This window comes from bacterium (assembly GCA_035527515.1).
Classification (GTDB): domain Bacteria; phylum B130-G9; class B130-G9; order B130-G9; family B130-G9; genus B130-G9.
The window spans coordinates 1-26,813 of sequence record DATLAJ010000018.1 but is presented as its reverse complement, the minus strand read 5'-3'; the positions used below and the strand labels follow the sequence as shown (position 1 = coordinate 26,813).

General features: G+C 57.0%; 20 protein-coding genes. 10 read left to right on the top strand and 10 right to left on the bottom strand.

Annotated elements, in window-relative coordinates; translation table 11 throughout:
* A partial coding sequence (locus VM163_01090) for an adenylate/guanylate cyclase domain-containing protein (protein ID HUT02473.1) occupies nt 1-1,217 on the bottom strand: 1,217 nt, incomplete at its 3' end.
* Nucleotides 1,218-1,492: 275 nt separating this feature from the next.
* Here VM163_01090 and VM163_01085 point away from each other — a divergent pair.
* The 8 genes from VM163_01085 to hfq all read left to right on the top strand — a co-directional run bounded on the left by VM163_01085 (nt 1,493) and on the right by hfq (nt 9,406).
* Nucleotides 1,493-2,557: a glucose-1-phosphate thymidylyltransferase gene (locus VM163_01085; GenBank protein ID HUT02472.1), complete on the top strand. Its 1,065-nt coding sequence runs from the start codon at nt 1,493-1,495 to the stop codon at nt 2,555-2,557.
* 16 nt (nt 2,558-2,573) lie between these two features.
* A complete protein-coding gene (recA, locus tag VM163_01080) occupies nt 2,574-3,626 on the top strand; it encodes a recombinase RecA (protein HUT02471.1) in 1,053 nt (350 codons plus the stop codon).
* 204 nt (nt 3,627-3,830) lie between these two features.
* Nucleotides 3,831-4,907: a thiamine-phosphate kinase gene (thiL, locus tag VM163_01075; GenBank protein ID HUT02470.1), complete on the top strand. Its 1,077-nt coding sequence runs from the start codon at nt 3,831-3,833 to the stop codon at nt 4,905-4,907.
* Nucleotides 4,908-4,939: 32 nt separating this feature from the next.
* Nucleotides 4,940-5,413, top strand: a complete 474-nt coding sequence (locus VM163_01070; GenBank protein HUT02469.1) for a DUF2062 domain-containing protein — start codon at nt 4,940-4,942, stop codon at nt 5,411-5,413.
* 28 nt (nt 5,414-5,441) lie between these two features.
* Nucleotides 5,442-6,713, top strand: a complete 1,272-nt coding sequence (locus VM163_01065) for a hemolysin family protein (protein ID HUT02468.1) — start codon at nt 5,442-5,444, stop codon at nt 6,711-6,713.
* A gap of 1 nt (nt 6,714) precedes the next feature.
* Nucleotides 6,715-8,001, top strand: a complete 1,287-nt coding sequence (locus VM163_01060) for a hemolysin family protein (GenBank protein HUT02467.1) — start codon at nt 6,715-6,717, stop codon at nt 7,999-8,001.
* A 113-nt stretch (nt 8,002-8,114) separates the two neighbouring features.
* Nucleotides 8,115-9,056, top strand: coding sequence for a tRNA (adenosine(37)-N6)-dimethylallyltransferase MiaA (miaA, locus tag VM163_01055; protein HUT02466.1), 942 nt, complete (start codon nt 8,115-8,117; stop codon nt 9,054-9,056).
* Between the two features lie 89 nt (nt 9,057-9,145).
* The gene (hfq, locus tag VM163_01050; protein HUT02465.1) at nt 9,146-9,406 is read left to right on the top strand and encodes an RNA chaperone Hfq; all 261 of its coding nucleotides are present in this window, start codon (nt 9,146-9,148) and stop codon (nt 9,404-9,406) included.
* Here the strand turns inward: hfq and lnt are convergent.
* The 9 genes from lnt to VM163_01005 all read right to left on the bottom strand — a co-directional run bounded on the left by lnt (nt 9,351) and on the right by VM163_01005 (nt 23,601).
* Nucleotides 9,351-10,919, bottom strand: a complete 1,569-nt coding sequence (gene lnt / locus VM163_01045) for an apolipoprotein N-acyltransferase (GenBank protein HUT02464.1) — start codon at nt 10,917-10,919, stop codon at nt 9,351-9,353. The two genes, hfq and lnt, sit on opposite strands and share 56 nt — an antisense overlap.
* A 159-nt stretch (nt 10,920-11,078) precedes the next feature.
* The gene (locus VM163_01040) at nt 11,079-11,381 is read right to left on the bottom strand and encodes a DUF167 domain-containing protein (GenBank protein ID HUT02463.1); all 303 of its coding nucleotides are present in this window, start codon (nt 11,379-11,381) and stop codon (nt 11,079-11,081) included.
* Nucleotides 11,382-11,386: 5 nt separating this feature from the next.
* Nucleotides 11,387-12,856 carry a serine/threonine-protein kinase gene (locus VM163_01035; GenBank protein ID HUT02462.1) on the bottom strand — a complete coding sequence of 490 codons (1,470 nt, stop codon included), beginning with the start codon at nt 12,854-12,856 and terminating at the stop codon, nt 11,387-11,389.
* A 142-nt stretch (nt 12,857-12,998) separates the two neighbouring features.
* Complete coding sequence (locus VM163_01030; protein HUT02461.1) at nt 12,999-13,781, bottom strand: polyprenol monophosphomannose synthase; 783 nt, start codon at nt 13,779-13,781, stop codon at nt 12,999-13,001.
* Nucleotides 13,771-16,551 (bottom strand): TIGR03960 family B12-binding radical SAM protein, encoded by a 2,781-nt coding sequence (locus tag VM163_01025; GenBank protein ID HUT02460.1) that lies wholly within the window; start codon nt 16,549-16,551, stop codon nt 13,771-13,773. The genes VM163_01030 and VM163_01025 overlap by 11 nt, the downstream gene beginning before the upstream one ends.
* 42 nt (nt 16,552-16,593) lie before the next feature.
* A complete protein-coding gene (locus tag VM163_01020) occupies nt 16,594-18,018 on the bottom strand; it encodes a radical SAM protein (GenBank protein HUT02459.1) in 1,425 nt (474 codons plus the stop codon).
* A gap of 478 nt (nt 18,019-18,496) precedes the next feature.
* The gene (locus VM163_01015) at nt 18,497-18,895 is read right to left on the bottom strand and encodes an NUDIX hydrolase (GenBank protein ID HUT02458.1); all 399 of its coding nucleotides are present in this window, start codon (nt 18,893-18,895) and stop codon (nt 18,497-18,499) included.
* Between the two features lie 85 nt (nt 18,896-18,980).
* Entirely contained in the window at nt 18,981-20,903 is a 1,923-nt protein-coding gene (locus VM163_01010) for an FHA domain-containing protein (GenBank protein HUT02457.1), read from the bottom strand.
* Nucleotides 20,893-23,601 (bottom strand): M14 family metallopeptidase, encoded by a 2,709-nt coding sequence (locus tag VM163_01005; GenBank protein HUT02456.1) that lies wholly within the window; start codon nt 23,599-23,601, stop codon nt 20,893-20,895. The genes VM163_01010 and VM163_01005 overlap by 11 nt, the downstream gene beginning before the upstream one ends.
* 576 nt (nt 23,602-24,177) lie before the next feature.
* Between VM163_01005 and amrS the strand changes: the two genes are divergently transcribed.
* On the top strand, nt 24,178-25,398 hold the full coding sequence (amrS, locus tag VM163_01000; GenBank protein HUT02455.1) for an AmmeMemoRadiSam system radical SAM enzyme: 1,221 nt from the start codon (nt 24,178-24,180) through the stop codon (nt 25,396-25,398).
* Nucleotides 25,391-26,813: SpoIIE family protein phosphatase (locus tag VM163_00995; protein ID HUT02454.1), on the top strand; the 1,423-nt coding region annotated here is incomplete at its 3' end. The genes amrS and VM163_00995, both read left to right, overlap by 8 nt.

Here is a 26,813-nt window from a genome sequence, read left to right as displayed (position 1 = left end):
TCGCCGTGGAACTTCAGGCCAAAGAGGTGATAGATGTAGGGCACATGCTCGGCATCGAACGCCGCATCATTCTCGAGCCTTGACAGACCCTCCTCGATGACCTGCGTGCTGGCAGTTAGATCGAAGCCAAGTGCGGACGCGATCTGCTGCTTGATCGGCCAGTAAAGAGGCGTCTTGCCGATGCCCCAGCTGCCCCCAGCCAAAAACCTCGCCCCACCCCGGCCAAAGTTCTCGCGGATGTAATACTTGAGCTCGCGCTTCAGCCTTGATTTGCCGAGCCCCGCCTCGCTCGTGATGCCGAAGATGTGCGAGGAATCGCGGAACTTGGCCTCGCCCGGCTTGCATGGCTTGGGCTCGGGGTAGCACTCTTGAAGCTTCGCGAAGGCCGCCTTCAGCGTATCAAACTCGTCGTCTCGACCGAACATGGACGCGCCGAGCTCAGAAAAGCCTATGCGCTCGCCGGTGACTGGTTTTGGGCCGATGAGCCTGAAGACATCCAACGGCTTTGCTATGCCCGGCATCTGCTGCACACCGAGGCTCTCAAACTCGAACGCCTCCTCTGCAAGCGACTTGGCCTTTGACGAGACAAGAACGGTCTTGGCAAAAGCCGCATCTGTGAGGCGCTTCGCCAGATTAACGGTCTCGCCCAGAATGGTGTATTCGAGCTTTTGAGATTCGCCGAGCTTGCCAGCCTCAACCTGGCCGAACGCGATGCCAGCGTGGACTGATAGTGGCAACTGCAAGATGTCCTTGAAGTGGTAGTTTACCGCCGCAAGTCCGATCTCTACCTCATCAACGGCCGTTATCGCCCGCTCGCAGGGACGCTCAAGCGCAAGAGGCGCCCCGAAGATGGCCATCACCTCGTCGCCGATGAACTTGTCAACGTAGCCGCCGCAACGCGTGATCGCCCCGGACATGACGGAATAGACGTCGCGCATGACCTCGCGCACCTCCTCCGACCCAAGCGCGGCGAACATAGGCGTGAAGCCCGAAACATCCACGAACAGGACCGCAACGTCACGCCGCTCGATGGCGATGCCTTTCTCGGCGATCTCGCTCAGTTTTGAGGCGTATTCATTTGTCTGCGAGCGCTTCTGAATCTCGGCTATCTCTTGCTCCGGGAGGATCGCCTGTCTGGCCGGCCCCTGCTTCGCGCCGCACTCGAGGCAGAACTTCGCCCTGTCCAGCAGCTCAGTCCCGCAGTTTGAGCATCTCATTTGAGGCCTCGAACTCTTTGCTTTAATCCCTGTTCAGGTTCGATTCTTAGCTCAAGGCTATCGTTCGTGGCTCCGCGTGTCAACGTGGGGCTGAAGCCCCAGCAATCACATTGAGGGGGCGTCGGGCTCGAGGAAGGTCGGTCGCCCACACGGTCAATCTGATTTTTGGGGGTCAAAGCTTGCGTGGCTTTTCACAAGCGAATATCTTAGGATAATCGCGAGATTATATTGTGGCGCCATTGGCGTCGGCCAGCGCAACTGGGAAAAAAGAGCGGATGAAGGGCCTGATACTTAGCGGCGGGACGGGCACCAGGCTTCGGCCCATAACATACACAAACGCCAAGCAGCTGATCCCTGTGGCTAACAAGCCGATCCTCTTCTATGGGATCGAGGCGATCATCGCGGCGGGCATCACCGATATTGGGATCATCGTAGGCGATACAAAGGACGAGATAATGGCAGCCTGCGGTGATGGCTCGAGGTTTGGTGCGAGTTTCACGTTCATTGAGCAGTCGGCGCCACTTGGGTTGGCGCATGCGGTCTTAACGGCGGAGGAGTTTCTCGGTCAGGACAGGTTCATAATGTACTTGGGGGATAATCTCATCGTAGAGGGGGTTGCGAGCTTCGTGGAGCAGTTCAAGAGGGACGCCCCGAACGCTCAGATTCTCTTGGAGCACGTGAAGAACCCGTCGCAGTTTGGCGTGGCGGAGCTCGAGGACGGCAGAATAGTTAGGCTTGTGGAGAAGCCCAAGAGCCCCAAGAGCGACCTTGCTCTGGTTGGTGTATATTTGTTTGACAAGAACATCTTCGAGGCGGCCAGGAACATCAAGCCGTCGCCCCGCAACGAGCTGGAGATCACAGACGCTATCCAATACCTCATAGACAAGGGCTACACTGTGGCTCCGCACACGATTACGGGGTGGTGGAAGGACACCGGCAATGTGGAGGACCTGCTGGAGGCGAATAGGCTGGTGCTTGATTCGCTGGAGCCGAAGCTTGATGGCTATGTTGATGCGAACTCGCAGCTCGTCGGGAAGGTGGTGCTCACGACGGGATGTGAGGTGCGCAACAGTGTAGTTCGTGGGCCTGCGATTATAGGCAGGAATACCCAGATAATAGACTCCTATATTGGCTCTTTCACGTCGATCCATCATGACACAAAGATAATCGGCTCTGAGATCGAGCACAGCGTTGTCCTTGCCAACTGCTTGCTTGAGAACATTGGGTTCAGGGTCGAGGACAGCCTGATCGGGCGGAACGTTAGGATAGGCAGGAGTAATGCCAAGCCCAAGGCGCTGCGATTTGTGCTAGGCGACAACAGCGAGGTTGGACTTATCTGAACAGAAAGGGAATACAATGGCGATCAAGCACGATGATAGAGAACAGAAACTCCGAAACGCGATAACGCAGATAGAGAAATCCTACGGCAAGGGGGCGATCATGCGCATGGGTGAGAGGGGTGCTCTCATGGACATAGAGGTCATACCGACCGGGTCACTGGCGCTCGACCTTGCACTGGGAATCGGTGGCGTGCCTCGTGGGCGCGTGGTCGAGATATACGGGCCGGATGCGTCGGGCAAGACCACGCTTGCGCTTTCCATTGTGGCCGAGGCGCAGAAGCGTTCGGGCGTGGCGACATTTGTCGATGTTGAGCATGCGCTCGACCCGACCTATGCAGAGGCGCTGGGTGTCAACATGGATTCGCTTTATGTTTCCCAGCCTGATACTGGGGAGCAGGCGCTTGAGATTGTCGATACGCTTGTCCGCTCGACTGCTGTTGACATTATCGTCGTTGATTCGGTCGCGGCGTTGGTGCCCCGGGCCGAGATAGAGGGCGAGATGGGCGAGCCACAGATGGGGCTTCAGGCTCGGCTGATGTCCCAAGCGCTGAGGAAACTCACCGGGGCGATAAGCAAGACCAAGACATGCGTTATCTTCGTCAATCAAGTCAGGCAGAAGATTGGTGTCATGTTCGGGAATCCCGAGACGACCACCGGCGGCAAGGCACTCAAATTCTACGCCTCCGTGAGGCTTGACATACGAAGAATTGCGTCGCTGAAGGCCGGAGCCGGAGAGATTATCGGCAACAGAACTCGCATCAAGGTCGCCAAGAATAAGCTTGCGCCTCCTTTCAAGCAGGTGGAGTTCGACATCATATTTGGCGAGGGCATCTCCAAGGAGGGAACACTCATCGACATGGGACTTGACCACGGGGTAATCCAGAAGGGCGGAACTTGGTTTTCCTTCAAGGACCAACGGATCGGACAAGGCAGAGAGAACACTCGTAAATTCCTCAAGGAAAACAAGGCCATCGCGCTTGAGATCGAGAATGCCCTCCGCGAGGAGCTCCACCTCCCCTTGGTTGCGTCGCCCAAATCCCCGGAAGACGCTAAACCCAACGAAGGTTGAGCAGGCGGGTTGTTCTCAACTTGGCTATCTGGGTGTGCATGCGACGTGAGCAGCTGGACCGCGCTGTACCTCTCGGCGTCGGAATTGGAGCTTTGCCACGGGCAGAGAGAGCCTCATGCCGGTCTTCTCGTTACGTGCGGCCGGCCCCCTGACTACAACCATTGGCCTGAACAATCAGACTCGGTCAGTTGCGGTAGGTGAGGAATGCGCTTCAGCGAGAAGGAGCTGATCTCGCTCATAAAAAGGAGACTTGCGAAAAGTGCTCCCTCCGAGGGGATCATTGTAGGGCCAGGCGACGATGCAGCCATCATCGCCCCAACACCCGGCGAGGCGCTCGTGATATCGACGGACGCTGTCGTTGAGGACGTGCATTTCAGGCTCGAGTGGGCCACGGGGTTTCTCTTGGGCTCAAAATCGCTGCTGTCGAGCATCAGCGATATATTCGCAATGGGTGCGAGGCCTCAGGCGTGCCTCGTGAGTCTGGGGCTTTCGAGTCGGATTGATCCTTTGTTCGTCGAGGACCTGTTCGAGGGGATGCTCAAAGGGGCCGGCCGTCTCGGCGCCTCGATAGTCGGGGGGAACATCACGAGGTCAGACAAGGTCTTTATCGATATGACTGTGACCGGCCTTGTGGCCCCGGGCGCTGCGATCACGCGGGCGGGGGCAGAGGTCGGCGACGCGATCTACGTTACGGGCTGCTTGGGTGGTGCTGCGCTCGCTGCCGAGTGCCTTTTCGGAGGCCGGATGGATAAGGGAGCATTGATCAAGGTTGAATCGTTTCTGAGAGATGACATGGCCGAGCCGCAGGGAGATGACGCAGCCCAGATTGCACTCTTATCGAGGTTCTTTGCGCCTCCGATCAGAGCACAGGAGTCGTTGACACTGGCAGCTGCGAGGATATGTACCTCGATGATCGATATAAGCGATGGTATAGGTTCAGACTTGAGAGAGGTCTGCTGTGAGAGCGAGGTCGGGGCAGAGATCGAGATTGACAGCATCCCGGTGTTCGATAGGGTACCGGGGAGTGCAGCGATTAAAGAGAGTGATATGTTGGAGCTGGCGATATCTGGCGGGGAGGATTATGAGCTGCTTTTCACAGTGCGTCAGGCTGACGAGCTGAGGCTGCATCGTTTGTTTCGGACAAATGACCTGTGCAGAATCACGAAGATTGGCCGCATCACTCCGAGTTCGGCAGGGCTTGTCTTTCTGGATAAGAACGGCAGGCAGTCCGGCGGCTTCACAGGGTTTGACCATTTTAGGAAGAAAGAGGAAGGGCGCTGAGCGTGCAAAGGGTCTCGTGGCGAAGAGTCAAGGTGACGTTTCTTAGGCTCTTGCATCTTCACGACAGCCCGCAGCGAACGGCGGCAGCGTTCGCCATAGGCATATTCTGGGGGATGTCCCCAATTACGCCGCCTTTCTTCGGTCTCCAGACCGGGATGGCGCTCTTTTGTGCTTTTATTTTCAGGCTCAACAAGATCGCTGCGCTCGTCGGCACGCTCATCTCCAACCCGTTCAGCTTCATGCCATTTTACATGTTCGGGACCTACGTAGGTTCCGTCATTCTGGGCTACGACCTCAACGTCAACGCCTCAACGTTGAGGCACTTCTTCAGGCACTTCTCTCTCAAGGAGATGTTTAGTAGTCCGATCGCTCATGCCTACTTCGCCGGCAACTTCATAACCGCAACAATCGCATCACTCGCCGGATACTTCATACTCGTCTGGTTCATCGGGCGCTATCGAAGGCTGAGAGAATCGCGCCGCAAGCGACTCAGGCTAGAGACTTAATAATGGGCAACACCCCCGGAATGAGGCCGTGTCCGCACAAATAGTAACGGTCGTATTCCTTCTCCTACTCTCGTTCTTCTTCTCAGGCAGCGAGGCGGCCATGCTGTATCTCTCCCGGCGGCGAGTAGGCCGTCACCACAAAAGCCAGGCGAGGGCACAAAAGGCGATAGAATCTCTGCTGGCGGACGCGCCGGGCCTGATCACGACACTTCTAATCGGCAACGAGTTCGTGAACGTCGCGCTCGCATCCGTAACAGCCACGATTGTGGTCCCACTACTCGGCAAGCCAGTGGGTGCGCCCGTCGCGTTCTGCATTGCCTTTACGTTGCTGGTCTTATTTGGGGAACTGATGCCCAAATCGCTCGCTCTTCGGTATCCTGACGACTTCGCGGTCGCAGCAGTTCATCCTCTGAGATTCCTTTATAGAGTTCTTAAACCAGTGCGAAAGCTAGTTCACAGCATAACAGGCGTTCTGCTTGGCTCAAACGAGGGCGCTCGCGAAAACGAGGAAAGGGGGTTCTCCGACGAGGAATTCGAGAGTCTTATCGAGGATGGCCTTGTCAAGGGCATCTACAAGCACGACGAGGCTCAAATGATGCAGCGCATACTCGCCCTGCGACGTCTAACGGCGAAGGAGCTCATGACGCCTCGGACAGAGGTGTTTGCGATGTCGGAGCAAACCTCTGCCGCTGAGGCCACAAACGCACTTCGCGACCGTTACTTCGCAAGAATACCGGTCTTCTCTGACTCGATCGACAAAATAGACGGAATAGTCTTGGCAAAGGACCTGATCAAGGCCGCCAATTCTGGAGGTGGCAGCTCAGAGATCAAAGAGTTTGCAAGAGAAGCGCTGCTAGTGCCGGAGACGAAGAAAGCAAATAGCCTGCTTGCGCTGCTTGTGATGAAGCGGGCACACCTTGCGGTAGTGATTGATGAATACGGTGGTACAGAGGGGATAGTGAGCCTCGAGGATATTCTGGAGGAGATAGTCGGCGAGATCGTTGACGAGAAAGACGAGGAGGTGGAACAGGTCACCAGGGTAGGGCCGAACGCATTTAGGGTGCTTTCGAGCGCGCGGACAGACCTGTTTGCCCAGAAGGTAGGATTCGAGCTGCCAGAAGGAGACTACGATACCGTCGGAGGGTTCATCGTGACCAAGCTGGGGCGGATACCGGTCCGGGGGGAGCGATTGCGGGAGGGGCAGCTGGAGTTTGTGGTGCTCAGGACTGAGAAATCCAGAGTGCTCTCTCTGCTCGTCAGGAAGTTGTCGCCGCCCAGCGACCGAGGGGAGGCTGAATGACATGACAGTTGCGCTCCTGATACTTATAGTAGTCTGTCTAATCGCTCTTGAGGCGTTCTTCTCGGGCGTCGAGGCTGCGGTTATATCTTGTGATAAGGTCTCTACGCGGCAGCTCGTAAAGAGCAGAAGTCGGGCCGCTCGTCAACTTCGAGACATTCTCGCTGCTCCGGACAGGCTTGTTGCGACGACGCTTCTGGGCACGAATCTGTGTGTCGTGGGCAATTCGGTCCTGGTAACGGTCTTGGTGTCCCAGCATTTTGGTCTGGCCGCGCCAGCCGCCGTAACTGCCGTGCTTGGGCCTCTGGTCTTCTTTTTCGGGGAGCTTCTTCCAAAGGTGTTTTTTCAACAAAGGGCCAACCACTTGGCGCTTAAGTTCGCCGGGCCGCTCAAGGTCGCCCAGACCATTCTTGGCCCCCCGGTTTGGGTCTTGAGCATCATCCTGCGACGCATGTTGGGCGGGCAAATATCTGAGAGCGGACTTTGGGACGCGGCACTTATCAGCCGAGACCAGCTCGCCAGCCCAGCACAAGATGCGTTGCAGTCGCTCCGGCGACTCGGCCCAACGGCAATTGCCCGGGTTATACAGTTCTCGAACAAAAGGGTTGGAGATGTCATGGTTGACATTAGCCAGGTGTTCTCTGTCTCGCCGGACACCGGCGCGTCTCGAGCCATGAAGATCGCGCTTCAGAGGGGCCTTTCGAGGCTGTTGGTCCATTCAGGGCAGATCAACAACCCCGTAGGTTTCGTTCACATCTCATCTCTACACCGAGCGCACCGCGACGCAACAGTCCGCGAGTGCATGAGCCAGCTGCTCTATGTCGCCGAGGCTCAGACGTGTCCGGGGGTGCTAAAAGAGATGCAGAATCTCCATGTGCCAATGGCAGCAGCGGTAAATGAATTCGGTGCTTGTGTAGGGACCGTCACACTTGAGGACCTGATTGAGGAGATATTCGGCGAGATTCGCGACGAGCTCGATCGTTCTCCGAGAATCGATCGCCATGCTGATGAGGGATACATTGACGTCGATGCCTTCATCGGGATAAGTGAGATGAAATCTATGCTCGACATCTCACTCCCCTCCGGCAGATATGAGACACTGGCGGGTTTCCTGATCGAGCGGTTTGGAGCGATTCCTCCGCCTGACACGGAGATCACCGAGGGCAAAAGGCGGTTCATTGTTATCGATTCGGACGAACGGAGAATAAGACGTGTGCGGATTCTTCAATCTAAAGCCGCCTACAGCAAGAGGGCTGGTAGCGAGCGACCGGATGAAAAGCGCACTCTCTGATAGGGGACTTGGTCGGACCGGGCAGACCTCGGCCTCCACCCGGACGCTCACCGCATCTGTCGCGGTCCGTTCGCAGACCCATGGGACGTAACACGGTGAGCTCGGGGGCAGCTTTGAAGACACCGATTGTCGTGATAACTGGCCCCACGGCCGTAGGCAAAACGCGCCTCGCCGTCGAGGTGGCCAAGCAAGTGCCGGTGGAGATCATAAGCGCCGATTCGAGGCAGATATACCGGAGAATGGACATCGGGACCGGCAAGCCGACGCTGACCCAGCGGCGAATTGCGCCACACCACCTCGTCGATATCCTCGATCCTGACGAGAGTTTCAGCGCCGCTGATTTCGCCCAGCAAGCAGAACTTGCGATTGGGAGAATCGTCAACAAGGACAAGTTCCCGCTTGTTGTCGGCGGAACGTTTCTCTACCTGAAGGCCCTGCTGTTCGGGTTCTTCGAGGCGCCGGGACGCTCGGACGAGATCCGGGCGAGATTGCGTGCCGAGTCGGAGCGCTTTGGGGGCGAGAAGCTTCACAAGATGCTATTAGATATCGACCCTGAGGCGGCGGGCGCTATTCACCCAAATGACCACGTGCGGCTCATCAGGGCACTTGAGGTCTATGAGGCGACGGGGCGGACGGTGTCGGAGCTGAAGCGCGAGCAGCCATCTTTCAAGAGGAATCTCTTCGCGGGCGTCATTTTCGCACTAACGATGCCAAGAGAAGTGTTGGGTTTGAACATCAGGAAAAGGGTAGATGAGATGTTTGCCCTGGGCCTTGTCGAGGAAGTCCGGAGCTTGCTCGACGCTGGATACGACCGGTCTCTCAGCTCGTTCTCAAGCCTCGGCTATCGCCACGTGGCAGACCTCATTCACGGCAAATTGACGCTCAGTCAGGCCGTTGAGGCCACCAAAACGCAGACATGGCGCTATGCCAAGAAGCAGATGTCATGGCTCAAGCAGGACTGGGGGTTCGAGTTCCTAAGCGCCCAAGATGGTGAGTTGAACGTCACCAACGTGGCCCAGCGGTGCAAAAAACTCTTGCAACCAGTCTCAAGCTAACCTATTGTGGCATAATGTGCGCTTCACCGGCAGTTTACGGTTATAGATTTGAGAACTGAGAGGGCCCGTTTGGGATGGCGAATCCTCCAATGAACATTCAGGACACTTTTCTGAACATAGCAAGGATACGGAACATCCCCGTAACTATCGTGTTGGTCAACGGGGAGCAGATTCTCGGCCGTATTGAGGGCTTTGACAAATTCACGATCGTTCTCGATGGCGGAGACGAGCAGCAGATGATCTTCAAGCACTCGATCGCCTCAGTTTCCCCAGCGACTCCGATTAAAGACCTTTTCAAACCTCAGGATCGAAAACACGAGGCCCGAGATACCGTCTTGAAGCGAGCTTAACGCCGTAGCTGCTCCTGATCCCGACCGCGATGGACCCGGCGAAACACAGGTAGGCGAACAGCTTCCCAATCTTTCTGAACACGCTGCTTTGTTTGCCGATTGGCACATCAACCACGTCGGACCGCCGGACAAAAATCGGCGTCCTCAGCCTGATTGTGCCGGTGGCATCGACTAGGCCGGAGATGCCGGAGTTAGCACACCTTAGGACTGGGACGCGGTTCTCAATCGCCCTGAAGACCGCCGCTGCGAAATGCTGATAGGGTCCGGAGGTTCGGCCGAACCAAGCGTCGTTTGAGAGGGTGCAGATCAGATCAGCGCCGGCGTTTGCAAACTCCCGCGAGACCTCGGGGAAGATTATCTCGTAGCAGATCGGGACCCCAACTTTGATGTCCCGAAGTGGGAGAACGTGCAAAGCATGCCCCTCTGTCAGCGAGCCCTCATAGCCAGCGAGCGCCTCGACGAAGCTCAAGAGCGAGGGATAGGGCACGTATTCGCCGAACGGGACGAGGTGGACTTTGTCGTATCTTGATGTTCGGCCGCTCGGCTCCACCACGAAGGCGGAGTTCATGTAGCGGCCATCATCACGAGCCAGCGAGCCGAACAGCGCTGTGCATCCCCTCTCGCTGAATGTTCTCTCGACCCAAGCCTGAGAGGTCGGGCTGGTGTTGTAGGTGTCACCCATGGCCGCCTCGGGCAGCACTGCGACCTTGATCCCCTTAAGCTGAGGCTCCGCGGCCTGCTGTTCATAGACCTTGAGAATCTGCCCCCTGAAATGCCCGCTGAGCTTCATCGCTTGCGGGATGTTCGGCTGAATGATGGCCATCTTGATCGTCCTTGTCGCGGGCCGGAGAAAGGCGAGCCTTATGCCGCCGTAGGCCCAAGCAACCGCGAAGACGAGGCAGAGCCCTGCAACCAGCCGGAAGTAGCCGAGCTTGACGGGACCTCTCAGGAGCTTCGCCAGCAAGAGAAAGGCCAGCCAGTTGACGAGCACTATGCCGAACGAGATGCCGTCCCCACCCAAGATATCAGCTATCTGAATCAGCCTCGTCTGCCGGTAAAGCGCCCAGTAAAGATCGTTCCACGGGAACCCGCTGATCACCTTCGCCTTCACTAGCTCCATTGCGACCCAGAACATTGGGACGAGGATGATGCTGGTGCCGCCCAGGCGGCACAATGAGACCATATTGGCGAAGACCCCAACTAGCGCCGCGAGAAAGCACACCAAAAGGAGCACAACGAGCACGCTCGGCACGAAGCCCAGGTTGCTGTAGTTGCGCATCGCGTTGCTTATCCAAAACAAAGAGATGAGGTAATAAAGGAAACCAGTGATGAAACCGAGGCCGAACGCCCGCAGGCCCCGCTCGCCTCTAAGGACGAGAAACAGCGGAACGAGGGCCACGAAGACAAGGTAAAAAAGCTCGAACTTGGGAAAGGCCAGGGCCAGTAAAATGCCGCTGCCGACTGCAACAATCGCCTTTCGGATGTAGTCCTTGCCTGCTCTGTTGCTTTTCATACTGTCTGTCTGCTTAGGTCGCCTGGCCGGAAGGGAAGCACTGCGGGTTCGCCTCCGGGACAGCCGCGACGAGGTCTTCCATCTCTCTCTCAACCCTCTGAGTTCTCCACAACGGGTTCCATCTGCCACAATCGCATATCTGTCCGCAAACCCTCAGCCCTACGACTCTTGGCTTCGGACTCTTGATTCCACGTCAGCCGCCGAAATGCCCGCTACAAAAATTACCTTGTTACGCGAGGTCTCGCCCGAGTGGATGCGTATCCCGGACTTGGGAACGCCCAAACTCTTGGACAACAGCTTGATGAGTGCTTTATTGGCCGCACCCTCGACAGCTGCCGCGGTTACCCTGACCTTCAGTATCCCATCCGGGCCGCGCGCGATTTCGTTGCGCGATGCCCCAGGCTGTGCGCGCACGCGAATGAGCACGCCGTCCTCCTTTTCTCTTGCGCTAGGTGCAGGCATCTTGGTCAATCTCCGGATCTGGGGAACATCTTTGCGTAATCCTCATACTCGGGGTTGCGGCATTGCCATTCGCCCCCCTCCTTCACCCACCGCATCGTGTAACGCTGAGCGGTGATAGCGTCGGAGTACCGGACCGAGACGATCACATTTCCCACCATTCCTCTCTTGAGGAAGATGATCTTGTCAACTGAACAGAGCATTGCGCCGGGGGAACTAGCTTTCAAAAATCCCAAGTAAGGCAAGTCCATGAAGTCCTTTAGACTGTACCTGCCCTTGAAATCGTCCGACAGCCGCTGATAGACACGATCGAAGCGCTGCATCGCATAATCCTCAAGCATCGACTCTGCCGTCTTCGTGAGGGCGTGCTCATCTGAATTGACGTGGATGAGAGCAAGTGTGGCCGAGACAAATAGAGCAACAACAGCCAGGATGAATGCAGCCTCGCCCAGCCTCCTTTTGGGCCGCCCGTAGGGTCCTTTGCGCCGGGCGGAAGGCTCCTTAAACGACAGCTCCACCTCCTCAGTCAGGCTGAAACTCTGCCTGCTCTGCCACGCTCTCAGGTCATCTCCGAACTCCGCTATCGAGAAGTACCTCATGCCCCGGTCATTGGCGAGCGCCTTTTCAATAGCGGCCTCGATCTCGGGCGGCAAAGTGCTATTCAGCTGCCTGGGCCTGACGAACTGGCCCGAGAGAATCGCACGAACGATCTCGCTGAGGTCGTCGCCCTCAAAAGGCTTTTGGCCTGTGACCATCTCGTATAGCACGATGCCGGCCGAGAAGATGTCGCTGCGATGGTCAACGTCCTGGGCCCTGAGCTGTTCTGGGGACATGTAATATGGTGTGCCGATTGCTAGTCCTGCCTCGGCGACCTTTCCTCCGAAAGCGACTTTAGCTAGCCCGAAGTCTGTTATCTTCACCCTATCGTCCTCGAGCAGCATTATGTTCGACGGCTTAAGGTCCCTGTGGACAACCCCATGTCTGTGGGCGTGATGCAGAGCGTCGGATACCTGTATCATTATCGACACCGCGTCCTCGGTCGGGACTGAGCGCTGCTGAATCAGAAATGACTTGAGCGGCCGGCCCTTTACGAACTCCATCACGATGTACAGCACGCCTCCCTCATTGCCCATGTCAAACACAGTTACGAGGCCCGGGTGCCTCAGCCGGCCAAGCACCTGACCCTCTGTCCGCAGACGCAGGAAGCGGGTGCTCACATCCATCCCGTCCGCCGACGTCGTCGAGAGGACCTTGATGGCAACGACGCGGTCAAGGTTGGTGTCAATCGCCTTGAAGACCGAGCCTGTCGAGCCGCCGCCGATCGCGCGGGTCAGCCGGTAGCGCTTGCCCATAAGCCGTTCTCCTGACTGGCCGAAGCGGGCAAGTAGCTCGTCCGCGTCAAGCGTGAGAATCGGCTCCAAGGGGACTATCGCAGGCGCGCCGCAAGTGTGGCAGGACCGATCGCTGGCGGAGTTCATTGCTCCGCACGAGATGCATTCCCAACTGTTTGGCCCCAGTTCGCTGTGTGAGCTGTCCCTCGGCATGACAGGCTCCGCTATGCTCAGGCGTGGCCGACTTCGCCAGCCGACTTCGCCATACAGCTACGACGGCTGAATGGGATCATCGCCTGTAAAGGCCAAGTCTTAGCCGCCAGACCATCCATATCGCCTCCCAAACGATTCGCTTGGACATCTTCGTTGTCCCATGGTAGCGGCCGAAAAACACTATCGGCACCTCACACGCCTTGAAACCAGCCCTGAGCGCCCTATGCGTCATCTCTATCTGGAATGCGTAGCCAGTAGATTGCACCGCATCAAGGTTAATAGCCTGAAGCACCTCGCGGCGCCAACACTTGAACCCGCCAGTCGCGTCTGTAACTTTCAGGCCACCGATCACGCGACAGTATATGCTCGCGCTCAGGCTCAGCAGAACTCGCCAAAGGTCCCAATGGATGACGTTTATACCCTCGATATAGCGAGAGCTGAGTATGAAATCGCAGTTGCGGACCCTGTCGAAGAACACGGTTAAATACTCCGGCGCGTGCGACAGGTCGGCGTCCATCTGAATGATGAACGAATAACCCTCCTTGATCGCGTATCTGAAGCCGGTAATGTAGGCGGTGCCCAGACCCATCTTTCTCTCCCGATGGATGACCCGAAGCCCAGCGTAGGATAGTGAAAGCTCGTCGGCAAGCTGCCCAGTCCCGTCCGGCGAGTTATCATCCACAATCAGCACACTTATCGTCGGATAGAGCCGGAAAAGTCGCGAGACAACAAGCTCAAGGTTCTCCCTCTCGTTATAGGTGGGGATGATAACGATCGACTGAGAGGCAGCTTTTGAAACCTCTTCGGCTGTCACGTTAGATTCAAAATTAGGCAAGATGAGACTGTTATCAAGCACCATCCCAAGGCCCTGCTCTCGCTCGCCTTAATCGCTGCCCCTCAGACTCCGGCCGTCCGACCGCATCAAGCAACGGCCGCCTCGCCCCTTTGCTGAAACAATACTGCTCCATGCGAGTCATGTCCGCAAAGTATAGGATGTCCTCAGTCAACCCGTAAAGCGCAGAGAGAACCATCGCCGGACGCGCCGTCCGGCCATCCCGGTCCACTTTCAGCGTCATTCTCAGAAAGAGTTTGCCCCTCTCAACGCCGGTCATGCTTAATGCGCCAATGAACTGGCGGAGATCAAGCTCAACCGTCCTCTTCGGCGTTACTCTTGAGACCATAATCGACTTCTGGGAGAGCAGCAGCTCGATTCGCTCCTCATGGAAACCCGCTTCGCCCAAATGCTTGAGGCCCAATGCGTGCCCAGCCTCTGCCAGCCGCCCCAGACTCACCATCACAGAGTAATCGATCTCCGAGACGAGAGCACACAGCGAGAGCGACTTCCTGAACAGGTGCCGAGCAGCGACAAAACGTATCCCCTCCATCAGATGATCGTTCAGCAGTGAGATGAGCCGGTCGGGCGCGACCGGCCTTGTAACCCTGATATCCACGTATTCGGCGAGGGAAGCATGGCCAGTTGGCAGCGGGAGACCGGCCGAGATGCGAGGTTGAGGATTGAAGCCCTTGCTGAACTCGACCGGCAGTCCCGACTGGCGTGCTGCCCGACCCAACGCGGTCAATACCTCAAGGTGAGAGATGAACTTAGACGGCCCAATCCGCTCGTACTTGCACCTCAGTGGAAAGACGATCTGCCTCGCGGACGCTCTCCCAAAAGCCTCACGCGAGCTCGCGCTGCCTGTGATCGAAACGCCTTTCGATTCCTCCGCAGCTCTCCGGATCGCCTGCGTTTTCTTGAGATAGGACGAGGGGTCCGAACAAGCACCACACAACTGACACTCGCCCGAAGCAAGGCAGTCCGGCGTCAGCTTCTCTTTCTCGGCAGCGTCTTTCTCTCCAAGCAAGAATCGCCTCGACACGCCGCAGGATATGTGCTCCCACGGGAGAAACCTGCCCGGCTCGCGCGCTGCGATGTAGTCCTGATATGCCAGTCCGGTGTCCTCAAGCGCCGCCATCCATTTGTCGAAACTGAACTCCTCGCTCCAGTTGTCCAGAACGCAGCCGCTCCTCCAGGCTCGTTCCACCGCTGCGGAAAGCCTCCTGTCCCCACGGCATAGGACGCCTTCAATGACGCTCATTTCGGCGTTGTGCCACTTCAGTTCCACATGCCGGCCGCTTATCGAGCGACGCAGGCGCGAGAGCTTCGCAACCACCTCCGCACGAGGCGCCTGTGCGGCCCACTGAAATGCTGTGTGCGGCTTTGGTATGAACGTTGCGATGCTCATTACCACCTTGCAGCCGCCGCTGCCCCTCGCCATGGAACCGAGCCGCCTCGCGAGCCCCACGATCGCCTCTAGGTCCTCGTCGGTCTCGCTCGGAAGGCCGATCATAAAATAGAGCTTTACACGCTTCCATCCCGCGGCAAACGCACGTCTGACCGCATCGAGCACTATCTCGTTGCTCATCGGTTTGTTGATCACTCTCCGCAGCCTCTCGGTCGCTGCCTCCGGAGCAACAGTGAAGCCAGTCTTTTTGATGCTCCTGATGCCATCCACTATGGCCTGCGTCATCGTCTCAACCCTCAGCGACGGAAGCGAGACCGAAACCTTGCTCTCCGCAAATCCCAGCGCACTGCGCCTGATGAGTCGTTCTATGCCAGAGTAGTCTCCAGACGAGAGCGAGAGAAACGACAGCTCCTCGAAGCCCGTATTGGCGATTATCGACTCGGCCAAACTGGTAACCTTGCCAAGACTCCGCTCCCTCACTGGGCGGCAGATGTATCCCGCCTGGCAGAACCTGCACCCGCGCAGGCAACCTCGCATTATCTCGATCGGCGCCCGATCGTGAACGACCGCGATGTTGGGAACGACCGGTTTTTCGGGATAAGGCGAGCTCTCGAGGTCCTCGACAAACGCTCGCTCCACTTTCGGCGCAGCGAAAGGGTCCTCATAGACCTTACCGGCGTGCATCACCTTCGAGACGTAGCCGCACGAATACTCAAACTCGTAGTCGCCCGGAACGTAAACCCCCGAAATATCCTTTGCCCGCGAAATGGCTTCTGCCCTTATCCAGCCCTCGCGCTTGTGGTTCTCCCAGAGCTCAGCGAGCTCGCTGATTACTTGTTCACCATCGCCAACCACGAAGAGATCAAAGAACTCCCACAATGGCTCCGGATTGAACGCGCACGGCCCGCCGCCTATCACCAGAGGTGCACTCTCGCCCCGTTCGGAAGCGCGAATCGGAACGCCGCCCAGGTCAAGCATCTCAAGCACACCGGTGTAGGACAGCTCGTGTTGAAGCGAGAAACCGATGACGTCGAACTCCGAGAGCGGCAGTTTGCTCTCGAGGCTGTAAAGCGGCAGCTTCAGTCGGCGAAGAGCCCTCGCGAAATCCCTCCAAGGCATGAAGACTCGCTCCGCGGCCGTCCTATCCCGAAGGTTCAAGATGTTATAGAGAATCTTCAGCCCCACGTGCGACATCCCGATCTCGTAGATATCGGGAAATGCGAGCACAACTTTCAAGAGGACCTTGGATAGGTCCTTTCTGATGGCGTTGCGCTCGCCGCCGCAGTAACGGCCCGGCTTCTCCACGGTGCCCAGGACAGCGTCGAGAATACCGCTCATGCTCGCTGAATCCGGCTCAGTCACAGAATCTAGTCCCAGAGTTTCCATCGCAATCTGCCTGATGGTCCGCAAAACGAGAACGCCAAACAGCTACTTCCGCCACATCTTAAGGAGAGCGAGCGCACCGTCAATCGACTTCTTGGCCTCGAACCAGAACTGAGGCGAGAGCGCCTTTCTCAAAATGACCGATGGCCTTAGATAGAACCTGGCGAACGAATCGCGAAGAATCGCCTCGAGTGCCTTCTCGTCGAACTCCGGGCTCGTGAAGTACGGGAGTCTGTCAACCGGCTCGCCAAGTGTGTAGCGTCTCCAAAAGTCGCCATCTATGTAACCGGACCGCTCGAACTCGTCATTAAGTTCTGTCCGAGGGGCAGGTGTAGTTATCGAGAAATCTGCCCAAGAAAGGCCTAACTCAAGGGACAGGTCCCTCGTCTTCTGAATGGTCTCGAGCGTATCGCCGGGGTAGCCAAACATGAAGTAGCCGACCGTCTCAAAACCCATCTTGTTGGCCAGTTTGAAGACCTTTCTCACCTGCTCGACCGTGATCCCTTTCTTCATCCGTTTCAAAATCTCATTGCTCCCAGACTCAACGCCCATGTGCAACTTATAGCAGCCAGCCTTTCGAAGTCTCTCAAGAAGCCTCTCATCAACGCAGTCAACCCTCGTCCTCACGCTCCACCGGAACTTGCGACCCCGCTCGATGATCAGGTCGCAAAGCTCCTGCGCCACATCTCTCTTCACGCCGAATGTGTCGTCATAAATCATGAAATCCTTGATCCCGTATCGGTCCTCACACTCCTCGAACTCTCTAACGATATTAGGCGCGCCTCTGGCGCGAACCTTCCTGCCAAAATAGAAGCGCGAGCAAAAAGAACAGTGAAAAGGACAACCACGGCTAGTGATCATCGTCGCAAACGGCTTGCGAATGAATATGGCGTTGTAGGCCCCGTTGTCAATCAGGTCTCTGGCCGGAAACGGGATGCTGTCAAGGTCCTGAATGAAAGGCCTGGGAGGCGCTACGACGACCCGATCCTCTCGCCGCGTTGCCGTCCCCAGAATCCTGTCCAGCGGCGCACCCTCATTGTAGAGCGAGACTATTTCAGCAAAGGTCTCCTCCCCCTCTCCAATTACGCCAACGTCAATCGCCCTCGTCTTCAGACACTCTCTAGGATATGCCCCGACCGCCGGCCCCCCCACAACAATCAGAGAGTCCGGCAGAGCCTCGCGCCCCATGTTGATCGCTCGCAACGTTGTCAACCACTCGAACGTCGAAGAAGTGAATCCCAGAATATCTGCCCCCGACGAGGCGACGCGCCTCATGAATGTCTCGTTATCATCCTGACCGACATTCGCGTCGTACACCTCGACCTCGGCCAGACCCCTTTTCCGCAGAACCCCCGCCAAATACAAGAGACCCAACGGCGGGAAAGCCCCTGTTACCTTCGTCACAGTCTTTGGGTGATATGGGTTCAGCCCCCGATTCTGCAGATAATTAACGAGTAAAACCTTCGTCACACCCTACAACGCCTCTTCTGAACAACGCCTCACTGCTGCAAACGGCGCGAGATGAACCCGGCCACAACTGCCAGAAGCCAAACTCTATATCCTGCACCCGCTTCGATCAACTTGCGACTTAGCTGCGATGTGCCCACATCTTGCGATGCGATCGCCCCGGCTCAGGCCGCATAATACACAAGTGGGGCGTACTTATCATTGGCGGTCTATGCCCCCAATAATCAGATTGGAGCGGGGAACGTTAGGGCTGCCTCGCGGATGGAGGGCAGAAGCTCGTGCCCGAAGGGCAGACCATGGGTAGCCGCAGGCGTAGCCTGACGGTGCGAATGGCGCCACAATCCCCCTTTCTAACCTCCCCGTTGCGTTGCACGCACGGCTCTACCCACGGTATCCCCTTTCGGGGATTACTATTGTTTTGGAACGCAATTTAGGCCAACAGGAGGAGAGCAAAAACGCGGCTGATAGCGGCCGAGGCGCGTCAGTATCGGCCGCTGAAATAATCTTCGAGTATTCGTCTGTGGTCGAACGCGATGTTCGCTGGAAGATTCCTTTTTGTGAATACAGCTGCCTGAATGGCATCGTCCGCACCTTTTAGGGTGCCCTTCGCAGTCGCAACGAAGACCGTCGATATAGAGTGATGCCTCTTGTCCCTTGATGGGTCCGAGTACGTGTGAAACTGCCTGACCAACGTGACGTCAAGCGAGGTCTCCTCCTTCGCCTCACGCACGGCACAGTGCTCTAGACTTTCTCCGTAGTCCACGTACCCGCCGGGAATCGCCCATCCGTGGGGCGGGTTCTTGCGTTCAATCAGGACCACGCTCCCCGGCTCTATCTCAATGATGATGTCAACGGTCGGGATCGGGTTACGGTATCTCATCTGCCGCTCGATCGCCTGTTCAAGCTCTTTCAGCAAGCTGGCTACCGCGACCGGTATCTTGCTCGGTGCGGCCCCATTGCTATCCTCACTCATCCCTTCCGATTGCCTCCGGCATGCTAAGTGTATTGGTCTCAGTTCGATGTCGAGGTGAGTTGATCGACAAGGTGATGCGCAGCGTAGTCTCGGGACCCTCACCGGGGTTGAAGCTGATGTGCCCATTGTGCTTCAGCACGAAGTTCCTCGCCTTGGTCAGCCCGAGTCCGATGCCTCCTGTCTCTTCCCTCGTCGTGAAGAACGGGTCAAATGCCTTTAGCTTATGCTCCTCGGCAATGCCGATTCCGTTGTCCGAAACAGTAATGATAATATCATCCCTGTCCTTTCTCACGGCGATCTTGATACGCTTCTGAACATCAGCCCGCGGCGGTTTCTGCTTGAGCGATTCTATACTGTTAAGAACTGTGCCGAACAGGGTCTGGACAAGTCCAAGCTCGTCGCATAGCAGCTCCACCGGAGGCTCGGCCAGCTCCTTCTCCACCACAATTGAGCTCTTCTCAAACTCGGCGTCCAGCAATACAATGAGAGAGCCAACCACCTCGTTGAGATTGACTTTAGACGGCAGCTCTGATGAGGAGAAAGAGCGAAGGAACTTCGCCGCGAGCTGTATCTCCGCTATCTCTGACTGGCAGACCAGGAGGGTCTCCCTTATCTTTCGCACTGGCTGGCGAAAATCAGGCCGGCCAACAGCCTCCGCGTTACCTTCAGAGGCAGAAGAGAGGGCCGTGCTGAGCTGCTCGCAGATTCCCTCCAGCGTCTCGACGTATTTGGCGATGAAGCGCAGCCTCGGCATGAGAATGGCCAATGGTTTGTCGATCTGGTAGGCGAGGTTGGCAAAGATGTTTCCAAGAGTGCGGAGGCTCGCGGAGCGCACGAGCTGCTGAAGCACTTGTTCTTGCCGCGACAGGCACCTTTTGACGTCGGAGGACTGCTCCTGAAGCTTCTGTTCAAGCGACCTTCTTATGCTACCCAGATACTTGACCAGCGCCATGTTCTTACGGAGGTTGCCATCCCGCGCGACAGCCATTCCCATCTGCTTCCCGACGGCGCTGGCGTAAGCGAGGTGCCGCTTGTCGAACCAGGCCACCTTGTGGTGATGGGAGACATAAAGGACGCCAAGCAGCGACTCCTCCGTCCATATCGGGACCACGAGCGCAGAATGAATGCGGAGCTTGCTCACGCTCTCCGATGACGAGAAACGCGAGTCAGCCATCGCATCATCCGTCAGGACCGAGACCCCTTCCTTGACCACCGTCTCGGCAAGAGATTTACTTATCGTGGCCTTCCCCGGAACCAACGAGCAACTGTAAAGAGGCGCCAGCCGCTTCGTCTTCTCATCTATAAGGAGGATGTACCCAAACTCGCCCTTGACGTGCTCAACCACCCGCTCCAGCACAGCCTGAAGCTTGATCGAAGTGTCGCTCTCGGAGGCCAGGGTGTTCGAGATGGCGAACAGCGACCTCATCGAATCATATTGCTGCCTAATCGCCTCGACCTTCGGCCCTTGCCGAGAGCCCAGAAGCTCCTCAATGGGGAATAGATTTTCGCTCCCGAATTGGCTCATAAGCTCTTGGGGCGTGCGCACGAACATCCTCATACCCGAGAGCGGGGAGCTCGCCCCATCTTGCCCTCCATCACGTTTCAGCGCCTGCTTCTCTCGCAACCTCACGGGCTGTGCACCGAGCGAGATCAGGTCGTCGGCCGCCAGCCGCTTCTCCATAACCGGCTCGCCGTTGACAAACGTCCCGTTCCTGCTGCCCAGGTCTCTGATCTCGATCGTGCCAGCCTCGTTGTTAATCATCGCGTGCTGCCGGGACACGCTGGGATGCCGTATCCTCATATCGACGTTGCTGCCACGGCCAAGAACGAAGGAGCCGTTCAGAACGTCGTAGCGAACGATGTCGCCCTTTTGGTCCTCAAGGACGAGCTCGAAGTCAGCCATATCAGTTACCATAGAAGGACTTCATCACTTGTAGCCGGCTGCCAGAGCCGAGAGTTATGAGGCCGCACGCTCCAACTCCGGGCTTGTCCGACTTGACGCTCAAGACAGCTAATCCGGGCCCGAACGAATGACCCAGAGGGATGACCTGTATCCCGCCCGGTGAAAGCGACTGTTCGAGCAACCCCACACTGTGGCCATCGGGCCCCGTCGCCACTATGTCTATACTCATCGCGTCCTGCACTGGAGAGTTGTTCGATAGCACCAAAAGCGATTCGGCCTCGACGTCAACGTAATAGAAGTGCAAATCGACACTTTTCGCCTCCTCTGGCATTAGATCAATCGAACAAAAACCCAACGAGTTTAGGTCAACCAGAAACGCGGAGAAGTTAAAATCGCTCAGGTTAGGACAAGAGAATACGGCAGACCAAAGTCCCACTCCGGCCTCAGCGCCGCCAGAAAAAACGGTAAACCCTCGCGATTCGACGATTGCTGACGAGAGACGTTTCCTGCCATCCTGAGAGGTGAACTCCACTTGAATCGGCCTGGGGCCGTCGCTCCTGTTCTGAACGACCATTATCGTGTCCAGGCGCCCGTCGGACGATGAGAAAACGAGCGGAAGTATCGCCCTTTGCATCTTGGCGGCCGAGGCCTGGCACCCGGTTACAGCCACATCATCCAAGTACAGGCCGCTGTATGCGTCCGAGTCGTTAGCCAGAAGCGAGAAGCGAACGCGGACGTCGGGGCAATCGTCCGCCCACCTCGAGATATCGAGCGATACAGAATGCCACTGCGTATCACAAGTCTCGTCCAGGCTCTGCCAGACGCCATGCCACTCCCCATCAGCCATAACGGAGACTGAGACTCGATACTGGTCCGCCGGACCCACGTTCATCCACCTCTTAAACGAAAGAGTCGTGCAGGAGAACCCCTCGCATGAGAACGCCGGCGAGGTCAGGAAGAACCGCTCATCCGGGCCCGAGACGTCGCCCGAGAGGTCTGTCCCGTAAACCTTCTGACCCGAGTAGGCCAGGTCTGGCCCCGGGCCGCCGTTGACAGCGCCACCGCGGCCCTGCGGCACGCCTCGCTCCCAGCCGCCGCTTGCCTCAAAGCCCCCATCCTCCTCGAAATCCCACGACGTCACGGTCCGGGTCATGTCGAGGCCGACCGGCACCTTGATCTGGACCTGCCGGTGAAACCCCTGAGCCTCAAGATCGATAGTAAGCGGCACGATCTCGGGCAGCTCCTCTCCCAAGACAGCGACCGCATCAAAACTGCACTCCCCATTTGAAAGCCGAGCCAGCGGGTCCATGCCCTCAAAATAGATAGTTGGTGAGACGATCGATACGAGCGGCGAATTGCTGAGGCACGAGACCGCAACAGGGCCGGTCTGTTTGACCGAAAGCGATTGCAGCGAGAGCTCGAGCGTAAAGCTCTCGCCAGCGCGGATGATGCCGTCAGGTTCCTCCTCGAGAATCGCAGATTGCAGGACGTCTATCCAGTGGCCGGATGCGCGAATGGCCTGAATGCAGCTTTGTAGGTTCTCCTGGCATAGCTCATCTATCCTATCCTCGCTTTCATAAAAGGCGTCTCCAACCTCAAAGGTCAGTCCGAACACCTTGTTATCGAGGCCCAGTCCCGCATAGTTCCAGTCGTCAAACTCACCATTGGCTGGACAAGACTCGTGGACCGCCGTGTCCCCATACGTGTAGCCGCTCTGTGAGGAGATGATGCTGGCAAACCTCGCCTGAAGCACGTGGTCTGGCGAGCGCTCGTCGCAATAGGACCAGGGATAGAAAAGAACGTTCCCCAAGCTGTGAAACGATAGCGAGACATCGTAGCCCGCCTCCCTAAGCGACCTCATCGCCTGCGTTTCTGGCTCAGAAAACGGGCTGACGCCGCGATATGTCTCGTCCGAGGTTATAGGCGACGACCCGATGTCGTCACACCCCCACATATAGCTGTAATTGCGGTTGAGGTCCACTCCGAACGTCCCATCGAGGTTGTCCCGCATGTTCTTCCGCCAGTCCGAGCCGTTCTCGACGCGGACATGCCCGTCAGGGTTAAGCATTGGAACGAAAACGACGCGTCTGTGGTTCAGCAGGTAGGTGACGTCGGGGTCTGTCCCATATTGCTCGAGCAAGTAGTTGAGCGCGTAGAGGACGACCTCGGTCGAGATGATCTCCCGACCATGGTGAAGCCCGACCAATAGGCACGTGCCCAACGGACTGTCCTCAGGCTCCGCGCCCGACACAATTGCGGCGAGCAGCTCTCTTTGTTGAATGCTCTGCCCAATCGATTGCACCACCATCAGCTCTGGATACTGGGATTCAAGCGTCCTGAGCTCCTCTTCTGTCTCCTCGTATGTATGATACTTGCCCATGTCCGAGCCGAGCGACCTGAGATTGCGCGTCAGGTCATCGTCAAGGACGACGAACGCCACGCCGGCGTCGGTGAGCAGTTTGAGACCTTCCTCGCTAACTATCACGACGGGCCACGAATGGACGCTAGGGCCGGCCAGCTCGATGCTCGGCGGCCTGCTGTCATAAAGCTGCGCGAGCTCTTCGGGCGAAACTGCCAGAACCATCTTGCGGGCGCTCTGCGCAGCTTCAATTGGCCAGGCAAGAAGCCATGTAACGGCAAGAATAACCAAAAACGCCGTCAAGGCCAGCCGAAGTCGATGAGTGTGAAACGTCTTCACCAGCCTAACCAAACTCGCTCAAACAACCCTTCCCAAGCACCTGATAACCTCGCGCGATGAGCGGAACCGCGAGAGAGCTATTCTCCTAAGCACCATATCGCCGGCGAGTATAGCTGATAACAGAAAAATCATCCATACCGAGGGGACTGGGAAGCCTGCCGGGCACAAGCGGCGATATAGATGTATGAGGCTATTATTATAACCCACTGCTTCAGCTGTGGGTTTAGGAGAGCTGAACATCCTCCCTTGGATTCTCAGATGAGGATTTAGGAAACGCTACCATTATAGTAACCCCCATCTTCAGATGGGGGATCTGGGCCAGTCGAACCTCATCCTCTTTCCTCTTCGAGTGAGGTTTTTGCGGAGGGAGGATGTGCGCGCCGAGGCGTCTTCAGACCACCCGAATGAATTCGGGTGTTAATATAATAAGAGCTATCTATATGGCCGTGTTGAAACGCGGTCGAGCTGACAAACTCTGCACACAATCTCGCCCTACACCCCACAGAATCCCATCGGAGGCGTAACTGTCGGGCCCCGTGCGATTGTTGACAGGCCGCTGCCGCTGCCGCATCATCAGGAGGGTAATTTGTGGAACATGCACACACTTATAGAGGTGTACTCGCGGGGAGTCTGGATGTGAGTATCTCCCGGAAGGATTTTCTCAAGGCGTCGCTTGCGTGCGCAGCTTGCGCTTTCGTAACACCGACATTGGCGAAGTCGAAGGGCCTTTTTCGCGGGTCTAGCCCCTCAGCCGGCAACCTCACGAAACACAAGGCACTGAATTACACGAAGCTTAAGGGGAAGATGGTACACTGTGACCTCTGCCCACGAGGCTGCATAGTGCCGGACGGCGGACGAGGTTACTGTAGGGTGAGGGAGAACGATGGCGGCGATTACTACCTGGTCGTCTATGGCCGCCCGTGCACGGCGCACGTTGACCCAATCGAGAAGAAGCCCTTCTACCATTACTTGCCCGGAACATCTGCTTTTTCCCTCGCCACCGCTGGGTGCAACATGTGCTGCAAGTTCTGCCAGAACTGGCAGATATCACAACCGAAGCCTGAGGAGCTCGAGAGCTTCGCGCTTTCACCCCAGGAGTGTGTGTCCAGCGCAAAGGGAGCCGGCTGCCCGACGATCGCGCTCACCTACACTGAGCCGATCGTCTATTACGAATACACGCTGGACATAGCGAAGGCCTCGCCGGCGGCGAACATTGGGACGGTGATGGTCTCGGCGGGCTACATAAAGACGAAACCGCTCGAGGACCTTCTTGGGCACCTATCTGCCATCAAGATCGACCTGAAGTCCTTCAGCGACGATTACTACCGAAAGGTCTGCGACACGACGCTTGCGCCCGTCCTGGACACGCTCAAGACAATCAAGGCATCGGGAGTGTGGCTGGAGATCGTCAACCTTGTCCTCCCGACGCTGAACGATTCGGACAGCGAGCACAGGCAGATGTTCGAGTGGGTAATCAAGAACCTGGGGGACTCGGTGCCGGTACATCTTACGCGATTTCACCCGATGTATCAGATGCGGAATCTCCCGCCGACCCCGAAGAGCACGCTGCAAAGGCTGCACAAGCTCGCAAAGGATGTCGGCCTGAAGTTCCCCTATATTGGGAACGTGCCCGGCGACCCAGCGTCAAACACCTACTGCCCGCAGTGCGGAAAACTGTTGATAAGAAGAAGGGGATTTGCGATACATAACGTCGGTATAGTTAATTCGAGGTGCAAGTTCTGCGGCAAGCCTATTCCGGGGAAGTGGTCTTTGAAGCAAGCACAGCAGGAGAAGGTCAAAGTTGGCTGATTTTAACAAACCCTACCTGGAGAGAGTTTTAAAGCCGCTCTTCTCTGTCCTGGGTCAACCGAAAGCTGCCGACCTGCTTTTCGAGAGTTTCGAGGAGCTGGGACTGTCGCCCTTTACGCTCGATGCGTCCGGATATCACGAGCTCGTGGTGTCGCTTTACGGCCGACTCGCGGAAGATAGACTTATCGATAGTAAAACGCTCAAGCACCTCAGCAGCAACTGGGACCTTGACAAGGTTCCCGAATCGGAGGTCTTGGGCAGTGAATCAGACAGTATTGGGCGCACGGTCGTCCTTCCTGCCGATCCGAAATCGATGTGCGAGACCGTTTCTGGTGCTGTCCTCAAAGGCACGTTGGCCAAGTTTCAAGTATCAGACCAGTCAAACGAGATGCAGAGGAACGTTTCGAACGCCATGGGTCTCATGACGAACTCGATCTCGAAGCTGAAAGAGGCATCGACGGACCTTTATTCGCACCAGACGGGCGCTTTTCTCGCCGCTCAACTTGAGCGATACGAGCGGATGACCGCGTTCAGCAGTCAGATTAATACAGTAGATATGCAGCGACTAAGGGAGAAGATAAAGCTTCTGCCTGACGTGCTGGCTGTTGACAACGTGGCGATGTTTGTGGCGGACGAAAGCGGAGCGTTTGAGCCGTTCTACATCAGCATGGAAGAGGTTGCGGAAGATTTCAGCGTGGGGCTGCTTCTCGCCTCGCTTGCTGAGGAGGCCGGCAAGAGGCGCGGGGTGGTATCTGGTTTTGAGGAGGCGTTGGCCGACATCTACCACGATTCGATTGCTTCCGCAGGCATCTCGCCGTTTTGGGTGGCCTTTCCGCTACTTGTTGAGGACACTTTTCTTGGCGCGGTGATCGTGTTCGGCGAGTCGAGCGACATCTATACAGAGGACGAGACGAATGCGATCATGCGGGTCTGCAACCACCTCGCGAGCGCACTACAAAGCTGCATTCACTACAAGAGTGTTAAGAACCTAGAGGAACGGCTTGACAGCGAGCTGCGTGGCGTAGGCACTGTGCAAAAGAGGCTTTTGCCTGAAGTGCTGCCTCAGCTTCCTGGCTGCGAGGTATGGGCCTTCTATCAGCCTTCCGGAAGAGCCAGCGGAGACTACTACGACGTCGTGAAAACACCGGAAGGCACGCTCTCGTTCATCGTGGCGGACGTGTCCGGACACGGGGCGCCGGCCGCCGTCGTAATGTCCATGAGCAAGACCGCTTTCAGACTTTTCCTGTCCCAGGGAACGTCCATCGAGCGCATGTTTCCCAAGTTCAATGACTACCTCTGCGATAACCTCAGTGCCGACATGTTTGTTACGGCAATGGGAGGCAGCATCGACGTCGCGGCTGGCCTTCTGCAATACATATCCGCTGGTCACAGCCCTGCCATACTCTCGCAAGCAA

Bases quoted from the DNA above. Each gene is read 5' to 3' on its own strand.
- VM163_01085 (HUT02472.1), top strand. From the start codon at position 1,493: ATGAAGGGCCTGATACTTAGCGGCGGGACGGGCACCAGGCTTCGGCCC.
- recA (HUT02471.1), top strand. From the start codon at position 2,574: ATGGCGATCAAGCACGATGATAGAGAACAGAAACTCCGAAACGCGATA.
- thiL (HUT02470.1), top strand. From the start codon at position 3,831: ATGCGCTTCAGCGAGAAGGAGCTGATCTCGCTCATAAAAAGGAGACTT.
- VM163_01060 (HUT02467.1), top strand. From the start codon at position 6,715: ATGACAGTTGCGCTCCTGATACTTATAGTAGTCTGTCTAATCGCTCTT.
- hfq (HUT02465.1), top strand. From the start codon at position 9,146: ATGAACATTCAGGACACTTTTCTGAACATAGCAAGGATACGGAACATC.
- lnt (HUT02464.1), bottom strand. From the start codon at position 10,919: ATGAAAAGCAACAGAGCAGGCAAGGACTACATCCGAAAGGCGATTGTT.
- VM163_01040 (HUT02463.1), bottom strand. From the start codon at position 11,381: ATGCCTGCACCTAGCGCAAGAGAAAAGGAGGACGGCGTGCTCATTCGC.
- VM163_01035 (HUT02462.1), bottom strand. From the start codon at position 12,856: ATGAACTCCGCCAGCGATCGGTCCTGCCACACTTGCGGCGCGCCTGCG.
- VM163_01030 (HUT02461.1), bottom strand. From the start codon at position 13,781: ATGGTGCTTGATAACAGTCTCATCTTGCCTAATTTTGAATCTAACGTG.
- VM163_01025 (HUT02460.1), bottom strand. From the start codon at position 16,551: ATGGAAACTCTGGGACTAGATTCTGTGACTGAGCCGGATTCAGCGAGC.
- VM163_01015 (HUT02458.1), bottom strand. From the start codon at position 18,895: ATGAGATACCGTAACCCGATCCCGACCGTTGACATCATCATTGAGATA.
- VM163_01010 (HUT02457.1), bottom strand. From the start codon at position 20,903: ATGGTAACTGATATGGCTGACTTCGAGCTCGTCCTTGAGGACCAAAAG.